3 protein-coding genes are annotated in these 12,891 nt (G+C 40.7%); all 3 read left to right on the top strand.

The features are described 5' to 3' along the window. Positions 1 to 1,345 precede the first annotated feature (1,345 nt). From P7J36_RS10025 to P7J36_RS10035, 3 genes are read left to right on the top strand one after another with little or no spacing between them, the layout of a single operon-like run. Entirely contained in the window at positions 1,346 to 9,709 is an 8,364-nt protein-coding gene (locus P7J36_RS10025; RefSeq protein ID WP_408552018.1) for a SpaA isopeptide-forming pilin-related protein, read from the top strand. A 38-nt stretch (positions 9,710 to 9,747) separates the two neighbouring features. Continuing rightward, a complete protein-coding gene (locus P7J36_RS10030; protein WP_408552017.1) occupies positions 9,748 to 11,688 on the top strand; it encodes an isopeptide-forming domain-containing fimbrial protein in 1,941 nt (646 codons plus the stop codon). A gap of 24 nt (positions 11,689 to 11,712) precedes the next feature. Continuing rightward, complete coding sequence (locus P7J36_RS10035) at positions 11,713 to 12,567, top strand: MSCRAMM family protein (RefSeq protein ID WP_408552016.1); 855 nt, start codon at positions 11,713 to 11,715, stop codon at positions 12,565 to 12,567. Positions 12,568 to 12,891: the final 324 nt, after the last annotated feature.

A 12,891-nucleotide genomic window follows, 5' to 3' on the forward strand; every position in this document is an offset into this window, starting at 1 on the left:
ACGCGTTTTCTAAAATCAATTCCGTAAGTCATAAGTCTATTTTATCATACATCAAATAAAAACTAAACAACTATAATATCTATACTGCAACGGAGTTGGTGAACGTCATTTCACCAGACAAAAAGATTGTCCACAATAATTTTTTGTCCAAATATGGAGAATTTGTTGAGGAAGTTGGGGAAGAGCGGTGGTCCAAACGCAAACCGCGAAGGTCTTACCTAGTTTGTGAAATGAAAAAAGTCAACTCCTGATGGAATTGACACAAAGTTATCATACAGAATAGAACGGTTGTTACAAACTTAGGATGGTTTGAGGGAGTCTGGTAAAAACTTGATGACCTGAAACAGCTCCTGAGTTTTTCGTTTTCAAGCAATGTTTTGGAACTTTCATTTGGAACTTTTTGAACTAAAACGGTAAATTCTCAAAGTAAGTATAAAACAATCAAAAAACACGCCAAACACATGAAGAAAATTTTGTTTTCGGAAAACATACTTTCATATTTTATATAGTTTTTTAGCAAAAATTTATGCTATAATTAGTCTGAATTTGAGGAATTATTCATGACTAAATGTAAAAACTATGAAAATAAATTGAAAAAATGCATGTATCAAGAAAATGGTTACATGCATTTTCTTCATGCGTACGACGTATAAAACAATCAAAAAAATGCTTGCACTTTCCAAACACTTATGCTATACTAACTTTGCAAGTTATGAAATCACCCTCCCCTCGATATTTAAGGGGGGGGTAGTTTTTGTTCACTGTAAAATGATTTTAACTATTTTAAAGCAGAACGTTCTACTTAATTTCTTGAGAGAATCAAAATATTGTATTGGATAAATTAAAGAAAATTGATGGCGTTAAAATTGTTCATGAGCATAAGGATGTTTTAACGGGAGCGTCTGTAGAGGTGGGCGAGAAGGTTTGCTTGATATAAAAGCCACTTGATTTTTTGGGGGTCGAGATATAATACTAATGTATGTACAATTTGTTGGGATAGCTATGTAATATATAGTCTTTTAGTTTACTTTTAGTACGAGGCAATGAGCCGCAGACATAACTGAAGTTAGGCAAGGCGAATTAACGAAGTAATAAAAGAAAAACTAAATGACGATACTACTCTTAAAAGTATTACTTGTCACGTATTAGAGTTGATGTATTCGAATTATAGTCTTTTAGCGCAAGGTAACGAGCTGTAGGCTACTTTTATAGTCTACTAACTGTAAAAGGTTGGATATTGAGTCGCTTTGCTCGTTGAAGTAATCAAAAAGAAACGACTGATATGCGCTTGTTTAAAGTAGATAGACATTGATGTAGTAGAAAGGTAAAGCGAAGGAAGGGAAAGATGAAGCTGAGAAAAGAAGCTTATAAAATAGCTAAGTTATTATCAGTTACGCTACTAATTGCAAATAGTTTCTCTGGAATAGCAAGCGTCTTGGCAGAGGAACAAATCGCTAATGCTGACAGGACGATACGGCGAACCTATATTGAGGATAAAAAAGAAGAAAAAGAGAAGTTATCACTTCGTATAGATGAGTCGCTGTCAAGTCCGAATACCTTGGGTTTAACCATAAGCGTAGATAAGCAGGGAATTGAAGATAACGGTTTAGTTGTCATTGCACAAAAAGGTCTGGAATTAAAGAAGGAGACTTTAACTAAAGATTGGGAGTTAGATGACTCATATAACGAGAATGACTTAATTTCTAACTCACAAATGCAAGAGGGAAATACCGTCTTAGGTGCTTCTGATGAATTAGCGAAAAATGCAGAAACCCTCCCACCCTATGGGGAACAGTATCATTCCTACCGTTTGCTTCCAAAAGTTAATTCGGAAAATCTAGCTGATGAGTTAACGGTAAGTTTTACTAAAGTAAGTGACGTTGTAAAGGGAGAGCTTGTGGCAGTCATCAAAGAAGACGTCATCGCTTACTTTAAGTCTGAACCAAGTGTATTTAAAGACTACCCTAAAAAAGAAGTTACTACCTCCAGTGAAGATGTCAATGAGGTCAGTCCTGCCCAGGATCCTCCTACCTCTGAAACAGAAGGACAAACACCTGAGAGTCAAGAGTCACAAGCTAGTACAACAACTTCGGAAGCAGAGGGAACGGTAGCGGAGGCTGTTGATCAACGAGGCGCTATCCAGATTAAAGTCACAAAATCTACAGAGGCTACCTCAGCACAAGCAGAAGAGAAAGATTCGGCAAACAATGCTATTGAGGGTGCAGAATTTGAAGTTCGCAATACTGAGCAGAGCGATACGGTCTATACAGGACGAACAGATAAAGATGGTCTTGTAACCATTTCAAATCTCCCGCTAGGAACCTATACAGTTGTTCAAAAAACAACTGCGGATAATTATGAACTTTCTAAAGAAGAGACCGTAGTCTTATCAGAGGCTAATGTGACGAAAGAGCTAACGCTTGTTAATAATCTCAAGAGTTCTTTAATAACCTATGATATCAGTTCAATGCTAAGTGCTTCATCGGGGGGACGTTCAGCTAGAATGGCACGGTCATTGTTTGATGTTTCATTGTTTGCAGCGCCTACAGTCACAGGAACGACCACAACGACGACTACCACGACCGTATCTGGTAATAAAACAACTACCTATACACGTGAAGAGTCTATCTTCAAGTACATCTTCAAGCCAATCACGATTTCTATCCCAGGTTTCTATCAGAGTTATGCACAAGATGGTGTCTTGAAGAAAAAGGAAGTAGTGGTTGACTTGGCTACTAATACCACAAAAATCATCTGGGAGTATACGACTACGGTAGGGGGCGCTAATAGCAATATCACCTCTATCAGAAATGCCTTCTCCACCACAACAGACTCAGGTCTAGGAGAACCACGAATTACCTCAGTCACAAAAAATGGCACTCCGATAACAACCAATACGACCCACTATGGAAGTTCCGACAATTTCAAATCGGCAACAGATAACTTACCAGTTGAAAATGGAACATACGTCTATACGATTGAAACTCCTGTAGTGATTCCAAGTGATAACTATAGTTTGGATTATCGCTCAGAAGTAACAGTGGATGCTCCAAAGGGAAGTAAACTTACCTATAATGGTACGTCAGTTACCTTAAGTCAAGCTGAAATGCGTACCTTATCAACAGCAGATACCATTACACTTCCAGCTGAAAATGACGGAGGTCCTTTAGGCGACTTAAAAGTTGATACGGTCAATACCTCGAACGTCAACCGTACCATTGGTAAGTATCGTGATGGCAATGACAAAGTCATCGAATGGACTAGTTCGCAGCTAAATGATACCACAGATCCACAAACGTTTACATTCGACGTTGCTTTAGACAATTCACAGGCGGTTCATAACTATACAGTTTACATTTATACGCCGACCGCTACAGGTAGCTACACGGAAAGTTCTGCAACTGTTGTAACACCGACAAATAATCAAATTACAGTTACGGATGTTCCGCCAGGTGCTATTGCTCTAGTCAAGACGATAACGAATGTCACAAACGAGAAAGCTAACCATACTATTTCAGGAGCACAACTAGAAGCCCTGAAAGGTGACATTACCATACAGAAAAACTGGGAGACTGGTAGTGATAAGGTCGATGTGACCTTTACGGCAAATGGTGGAAGTTTAACCAATCGCACGGCAACAATTAGCGCAAATACGACACAAGTTACGATTGCTAATGTTGACAAGTTTTCTGGTACAGGAAGCACAGCGACTAAAAAGAGAATATACTATGAAATAACCGAAGCGGTTCCATCAGGTTACATTCTTTCTAGCAGACAGACAGACTGGGAAAATCTTTACTATGTCTTTACAAATAAAAAAAATAATACAATGACACCGATATTTCCAACGGGTACTTGTGGAAACTATGGAGTAACCAGTATAGACCCTGTCAGTATCAATTACGTTATGTATCAGTCAGGTTCTACTATTTGGGGTGGTTTTGATGGTTCGATGAGAATGAACTTGAAAATACCTGCTTTTGCGCGTGCAGGGGACTCATTTACGTTAGAACTGCCACCAGAGTTAAAGTTGAGTCATGTTGCCAATCCTAATAATGTATGGACCACTGTATCTGCAAATGGTAAGATGATAGCTAATGTATATCATGAAAAAGATAACTTACTTCGTTTTGTATTGACAGCAGATGCTTATTCTGTACAGGATTATTATGGTTGGTTTGAGATTGGTGCACCAACCAGTAATGTGATAAAAATTAACAACAGAGCAACGAAAGAACTCTATAAAACAGGGGTCATCCCAAATCTTCCAGAGTGGTACACTACGGCTACTCGTAATCAGACATATGTTAGTAAGACACTGAATTTCAAATCCACATACAATGGAAGCGGGATGAATTGCGAAAAAACGGTACAGACAAATGGGACTTTAGATGCTACAAACACTGATGGTAGTGAAGGAGGACTGTCTAGGTTTGGAGGAATGAATAAATACCAATATAGCCAGACTGCCGATACGTTTACTTGGGAACTGGTCTATAATGCAGTTGGCGCAAATATAGGTAGCGCTAGCGGGGATAGTCGAAAGTTTTGGGATTTTTTACATCCAGGTTTAGAACTATATCCTAATGGAAACGTAGCAAGTAGTATTCCTCAGTCTATCGAAATCTATATTGCAGATGGTACCAAGGCTATGTCCTATTCAAAGGATAGTTTGGTGAAGTTAGGTTATAAAGGGACTTCACAAAATGGAAATGTCCATCATTATGGTTTACCAGACAATAGTATAGGTGTATCGGTAAAGGTTTATAGCGAAAGAAATTCCAATGCTGCATTTGATAATTTTACTAGTACTCACACAATTGAATTTTACCATGATGGGAATACGGCCAATAAGGCAATTGTAGTTCGACTGACGGAGAGGAAAAAGTACCAAACGAACGGACTGTACTATAATGGTATGAGTGTTAAGTATAGAAATCCAGTTCTGGGCAACGGAAGAACAAGAAATATTTATCGTCGTGAAGGAGATACAGCCTCACGAGGTGGTGCTTATCCTGTAGATTGGTATAGCCTGAAATTGAAAAAAGTTACGAATGAAAATGGTCAAAAACGTCCACTAGCAGGTGCAGTTTTAACACTGTATAGAGGGACTGAGCCGTATCGAACTGCAGTTTCTGATGATGATGGGAATATTCAGTTTTCAGAGATAGCTGCCGGTACTTATACCTTTAGAGAAACGCAAGCGCCATCTGGCTATATCTTAGACCCGACAGAGCACAAGATTGTCATCACCAATAGTCAAAACATTACCATTGATGGCAAACAATACGATGTCAATAGTCCAACAGAAGTTGTCAATACCAAGCCAACTACACTGCAAATCAATAAGTTTGAGCTTGGTGAAAGCCAGCCACTAAAAGGTGCGGTCTTCAGACTTAAGAGCAAAAATGGTGGCAATTATGACATTACTATAGGTGATGTGATTCTTGCGAGTCAATTCATGTTCTCTAACCTCACAAAAGGGACCTATACCTTGACAGAGACAAAAGCTCCAGCAGGCTATAAAACGATTTCTCCAATAGATATTGAAGTCTATGAAGAGAATGGAGAGCTGAAAATACGTAAGTTAACAGATACTGCCAATACTCAGACAGGAGCCATCGAAGTTGTCAACGGTAACTTTAGCATCAATGTTGTGGATGAGGACTTCAGTACCGAGTTTACCAAGGTAAACGAGCAAGGTCAGCCACTCGCTGATGCAGTGTTTGAACTTCGTCAGATGACCCAAACAGGCTACAAACGAGTGTTGACAGGGTTGACCTCAAATGCACAAGGGAAACTCCGAGTAGATCACCTGCAAGGTGGGACAACCTATGAACTCTGGGAAACCAGCGCACCATCAGGTTATAGCAAGCTAACCACAGCTGCCGCTCGATTCACCGTTTCTGACACAGGTACGATTACCTTTGCATCAGGAGGCAGTCAAATCACTAACCGCCCTCCAACTTATAAGGTGAAAGTGCAGAAAGTAGATGCACTGACTGGACAAAAAGTAACTGTGCAGACCCGCATCGGTATCACTGATAGCCAAGGAAATGTCATTGATAGACAAATTTCAAACTTTACCAATGGAGAAGTAAGTTTCCCTAAAAACTTTGCCCCAGGAACATACTACATCAAAGAAGAAACAACTCCGTCTGGCTATATCGGCTTATCAGGTTTGGTACCATTTACCATTCGGGCAGATGGTGTAGTGGAAGTTTCTAGTGATTATCTTGAAGGTATTGACGTGACGACGAGCTCACCAGATACGATTACGATAAAAGTAAAGAACTATCCACTCGGAAAATTCAAAGTTAGCAAGCGTGTCAAAGGGATTAGTGATTTGACCAATCTTATCACTGGGCAAATGACCTTTACGTTGACCAAGAATGATGATCCAAATGTCACCATCGTCAAACAGCAAGCTGCTAACCAAGACTTTGTCTTTGAAAACCTCCAGCCTGGGGTCTATACTCTGATAGAAACCCAAGCCCCATCTGGCTACATTAAATCGACAGAAACGTACACGATTCATGTTGATAGAGATGGCAGTGTGCGCTTCTATCCTAATTCAGACACTAGTAGCCACACAGCAAGCGACTTGCGTGTGATAAAATCGGCAGAGATTGCTAGTGCCCCTACCTATGGCTCTAATACAGATGATAAATCTCTTGATGGAAATCTAACCACTGGAGCCTTGTACCAACTTCCAAGTTCAACCTTGAATGAAGGTCAATGGTGGGGAGTAGATTTAGGTTCGGTTCAACGCGTGACACAAATCCTCTTTGCGCAAGGTAAAAATGCTACAGATGGTAGTGACCGTGACAAGATGGATAGCTATACCCTTGAGTATTCATCAGATGGCATCACCTACCAATCACTCGGTGATTTCACAACGCTTGACCTTACTCAATCGGTAGATATCTATGCACGATACATTCGTGTACGAAATCTACAGACAGGAACAGGTAGATGGTTGGGAATCAAAGACCTGCAGGTAAGTGTTCGAGATGCTACCCAAACGATTGACGCAGGTAGAAGTAATGATACAGCCAATATTATTAAAATCGGTAACATCGAAAATCCAGAGTTCAAAATTGAGAAGGTTGATAGCAATAACACCCAAATCTCAAAACCTGTCACCTTTAAGCTCTACAAAGTTGACGATAGTACAACAGCTGATACTGTATCAAGTGTTACTCTTAATGACAGCAACCTTGTGCAAACCTTGAACTTCACAGGTCAAAGTAGCATGACTAGGTTAACTGCGACAGCGCTTGGTAAATATGTTCTTGTGGAAACGCAGGCACCAGAAGGCTATGACGGTTTGAATGGACCGGCCTTACTAGAGTTGTACGAAGCAACGCAGGCTTATGCAGTAACGCAACAGAAAGCTGTGACACGTTTTAGAGTTTTAAGTCAAACGAATTCGGTCAGCGTAACAGATTTACCAGCTGTTAGCGGAGTTCTTGCGAACGCTATTAGCATTAAAGTAAAAAATACGCAAAAAAGCTATAACTTTAAAGTCATCAAGAAAGACTCGACGACAGATGCTGGACTGGATGCTCGCTTCGAACTTTATCGTGAAAATGGTAGTCGTGTCGATGCCGGAAATACGACGTCGTCTGGTGAGAACCTTGTCTTCCGCAATCTCAATCCTGGTGTTTATGTCCTCAAAGAGGTACGGACACCAAGCAATTACAATGGAATTGCGGATATTAAGGTACAGATTGCTGCCAATGGAACACTAACCGTTCTTGAAGGACCAGCAGAACTCTTGACGACTAGCAATGCAGATGAAAATCGAGAAATCCGCCTGACTGTAAAAAACGTTCCATTCCTTGAGATGAGCGTTCAAAAACTGAAAAAAGCGACAGGTGTCAGTCTGGCAGGCGTTCGATTGAAAATAACTGCACTGGATCAAACACCTGCTCCAAACTTTAAAGATGTGACATGGCATCAAAATAATTATAGTGGTGTTTTTACTCCAACTGCTAAGACAGTAGAATGGACGACACGAGCTGATGGAGATGCAGTCTTCTTGCTTCCACAGGGGCGCTATAGATTGGAAGAAATCAGTGCACCAAGTGGTTACAAGCAGTTAGAAGCATTTACATTTACTGTTAATGCTTCCAATCAGATTGTACTTGGGGTGGATGCCCCTGCAGACTTAGTGGGGACTACAACCAAGGATAACCGTTTGTCTATCGTTCTTAAAAATGAGTTTGAGAAGAAAATCAAGGTTAAGAAAATAGACAAGACCAAACAAACGCTTCTCGCAGGAGCCAAGTTCAAACTCTTTGCTTCTGACCAAACAACCCAGATAGGGGACGAAAAGACAACAAATAGCCAAGGTATTCTTGAATTTACTGTTACCGATGCAGGTACCTACTATCTCCAAGAAAGCCAATCACCGACAGGGTATGTGACCAACGGTAAAAAGTACAAACTGGTGGTTGCAGAAGATGGTAGCGTAACGACAGATAATGGAGATGACAACTTTGCTATCGGTGACATTGATGCGACGGATCGCTCAACAACGATTACCGTTAAAAATGAACGTCGTAGCATCAAAGTGAAGAAACGGGACTACCATAATCCAACGACTGGATTGAACGCTCGATTTGAACTCTTTACAGAGGATAATCGACCTGTAGTCATTGATGGTGTCGGCATGAAAGGCACTACCAGCAATGCTGACAACAGTATTACCTTCTCGAACCTGCCAGTCGGTATTTATATCTTGAAAGAGACAGTCGTTCCAACCGGTGGTTATAGACCGACCACTGAGTTGCGAGACATTAAATTCGAGATCCAAGCAGATGGAAGTCTGAGACTCATAGACTTTGATTCGAATATGGTAACGGTTGATGTGTCACAAGGGGCTACCCTTGAGATAACCATCAAGAACTTCAAGCAATTCAAGTTCCGACTCCAAAAATCGGATAGTCGTAATGATAATCAACTCCTAGACGGAGCAACATTCAAGATTTATAGCGATTCGAACAATGATGGAGTTAAAGATGCTGAAATTGCTAGTGGTACAACTGCAAATGGTATATTCGAAACACCACTAAGTTTTGGTTACTATATCTTGGAAGAAACAGCTGCTCCAACAGGCTATCAACTAAATCCGAAACAATATCGTTTCCAGATTAACCATGATGGTACGACTTATCTTCATAATGGAGATGATCAAGTTAGCCTAGCTCAAAGAGCGAATGGGGCGAATGTTGTCCTCTTCACCATGAAGAACACACGCTCGACCACATCCATCAAACTAGCCAAGCGCTCTTACCGTGATCCAAATCAACGGTTAGAAGCCCAGTTTGAGCTAAGAGAAGGTGATAATCCTGCCTCAGCCGTTGTCAAAACAACGACGACCACAGGTGATGAAGTGAGCTTTGACCAATTGGCTTTAGGGAAAACCTATATCCTGAAAGAAACGGTAGCTCCAGAGGGCTATCAAAAGATCGAAAAAGAATTCCATATCGATATAGGTGCAGATGGCACGATTACCATTCGAGATGGTGGTGACCTCGTCAGTCTGGACGATATGGATCCTCACCTGATTGTCGTGAAAAACCTCCGCAAAGGAGAATATCCGCAAACAGGTGGAATGGGCGCAATCCCATATATTGCATTAGGGGGGGTGATGATGTTAGTAGCTTTAGCCGTTGAGTTACGTCGAAAAAACATTATATAGTACCTAATGCACATAAGATGAAAAATAGGAGAACATTCATGAAAAAAATGACGAAATTATTTTCAGTGTTTGCCACGCTATTGACAGTGCTTGGCACGCTGGTAAGTCTTGCTCCAGTAGCTCATGCGGCTACGCAAGAAACAACAGTTATCGTTCATAAAGTCGTAATGGACGAAACAGCATTTAATGATTTTGAATACCAAGAAGATTTTGATAAGTACAACGGGAATCAGATTGATGACTTGAAGGAGTACTTTAACACGCAATCTGCTACTGAAGTTAAAGATGTAAGATTCAAAGTCTGGAAAAAAGTAGAAGCAGGAACAACAGCAACTACTGAGACTAAGACAGGTGCTAATCTTGGTATAGCAGATGATAACGATAATTATCAACTTGATCCAACTTATCCAAATGGCGTACTTACAACAACTAATGGTGCAGAATTCACTCTAGCGAATGGTACTTACATCTTCGTTGAGGACAAAGAAAACTCACCATACTACAATGGTCAAAAAGAATTGACTGGTATGAAAGCTGTTCCATTCAAACTGGTCTTGCCACAAGCAAAAACAGATGGTACAGGTTACTTTGATAAAAAAACTCCTCTTCACGTTTATCCAAAGAATACTGAAAATCAACCAACTATTGACAAGACATTTGGAGACGGAAAAAAAGAACAAAAAGATGTAAACATCGGCGATCGTATCGATTATAAGATTACAACAACTGTTCCTAAAGACTCAGCGTACAAGACATTCGCTTGGGAAGATACCATGGTTGCAGGTCTTGACTTCACACTTGACTCATTAAAGATTGTTGCAACTGAGGGCACTTGGACAAAAGATACAGACTACGAACTAGTCCAAACAAAACGTGGTTTTACTGCTAAACTAACGACTACTGGTCTTACAAAATTAGAAAATGCTGCGAAAGCAGGTGAAGTAACCTTTACGTTAACCTACAATGCTACCTTGAACGACTCAGCTGCTGTTGATACAGGTATCCCTAACCAAGTTAAATTGATTTACGGTAACCGTCCAAGCGAGTTCACTGAGCCAAAATCAACTAAACCATCAAATAAACAGATTGTTATTAATAAAACTTGGGGTGAGGGCGTAGTCAAAGTTCCGGTTGAGTTCGGTGTTTATGAAAAAGAAACTGGTAAATTAGTTACGAAAGTTACACTTGGGGTAGATTCTTCGTCTGTTACAGTATCGGACCTTGACGACTCTAAAGACTACATCGTCATCGAGGAAACTAGCGTTCCTGGTTCGCTTCCTAACTACTCAAATGGTGATTTGGGTGTAATCAACGTAAACAACAAAAAGAACCCTAACCCAAATCCACTGACACCAGAAGATCCAAAAGTGATCACGTATGGTAAACGCTTTGTGAAAACAGATGATGCTGCCGTTAAGGATGATGCTAAAAAATTGACTGGCGCAGGATTCGTAGTGACAAACGTTGATGGTAAATTCCTTGCTTTGAAAGATACAACAACGCAAGCAGAAGCAATCACGAAATATGAAGATGCAGAAGAAGCATACGTAACAGCTGTAAAAAATAATCAAACAGACAACCTTGATACCTTGAAAGCTGCTCGTGATGCTGCATACGAAGCAATGAACATGCAGTGGGAATGGGTAACAGCTCAAGATAAAGCCTTCACATTTGTATCATCAGCAGACGGTAAGTTCGAAGTCAAAGGTCTAGCGGCTGGTACTTACAACCTTGTCGAAACCAAGGCACCAGATGGATATGCATTATTAACTACACCAATCGAATTTGTAGTTGGTGCTAATAGCTGGACAACAGCTACAGATACACCAATTGAAGGTCATCAACGCGTAGAAAACAAAAAAGTAACCATCCCACAAACGGGTGGTATCGGTACAGTTGTATTTACAGTTGTAGGTTTGAGTGCAATGGTATTTGCCTTCATCGCTTTGAAAAAACGCCAATCTGAAGAAGAAGCCTAATTCATACTAGAAAAGGAGGGACAGATGAGACGACTGATACAGCTGATAAGTTGTTTTATAGCAGTTATATGTGTACTATCACTGCCCTCACTTTCACTCCAAGCACAAGACTCCTTTGATGTTCAGGTTCATATTCCTCTTCCAGACGGAATAGATGCCAGTCAAGTGTCAACCGGCTTGGAGGCTTGGTATATTGCTGCAGAAGAGCCAGCCTCTTCTGGACAGTTGGCAGATACTTTATATGAAAAAAGTCGGTCAGAATTAACACAGCACTATGGTGAGCCAATTTCCTCACTGGCTCTCACTTCAGATGGTCAAGCCAGCTTTCAGGGCTTGGCTAAGGGATGGTATTACGTTCGACAAGTAGGGACTCCTACAAAACTCGAAGTCATTCCATTCGTCATGAAGGTAGATGGAAGTGTGTCGAAGATTGAGGCAAAAGTCAGAAGACCAAGCAAGGAAACCGGCAGTAAAACCTTTCTGAAGGTCTCAACAAGCACCGCTCCCTTATCAGGGGCAGAGTTTGTAGTCCTTGAGGAAGTGAACGGAGAATTGAAGGAAGTGATAGTCGACGGCAATTCTTATCATGTCACTTCAGGCTCAGATGGTCGTTTTCAAGTAGGTCCTCTTCCTTATGGTCGTTATTACCTAAAGGAGGTGCAGGCGCCTACAGGGTATCTTCTGTCTCTCGATACGATACCGTTCGAGATTAGCTCGGATTCCCATGTTTCTGAGATTGTAAAAATCAAGAACAAGCCCATCACACCGCCCGGTATTGAGATTCCATATACAGGGAATGCGGTGGTCATAGCGGTTTTATCGCTAGGCATTATCCTCTTCTTGCTGGGCTATCGTTTGGTTACTTATACGAAACGATAGTGCCTGACAGGCTACGAATAAAGGAAAAATCTCATTGTCAGGTTGAATCTGTGGCAATGGGATTTTTTCGGTTTAAAGGAGAGGCCTTGCCCATACTATGCGAGGGGGGGGTGTGGTATAATATAGGGTGAGAAACAGTCTTATATCGTCATTTAGTTTTTCTTTTATTACTTCGTTGACTCGCTTTGTCTAACTCCAGTTATGCCAGCGGCTCGCTATCTAGTACTAAAAGTAAACTAAAAGACTATATATCGTCATTTAGTTTTTCTTTTATTACTTCGTTGACTCGCTTTGTCTAACTCCAGTTATGCCAGCGGCTCGCTA

This window comes from Streptococcus suis (genome assembly GCF_046032115.1).
GTDB lineage: Bacteria > Bacillota > Bacilli > Lactobacillales > Streptococcaceae > Streptococcus > Streptococcus suis_AJ.

What these genes read in the sequence shown, in the direction of transcription:
- P7J36_RS10030 (WP_408552017.1), top strand. Translation starts at nt 9,748, where the DNA reads ATGAAAAAAATGACGAAATTATTTTCAGTGTTTGCCACGCTATTGACA.
- P7J36_RS10025 (WP_408552018.1), top strand. Translation starts at nt 1,346, where the DNA reads ATGAAGCTGAGAAAAGAAGCTTATAAAATAGCTAAGTTATTATCAGTT.
- P7J36_RS10035 (WP_408552016.1), top strand. Translation starts at nt 11,713, where the DNA reads ATGAGACGACTGATACAGCTGATAAGTTGTTTTATAGCAGTTATATGT.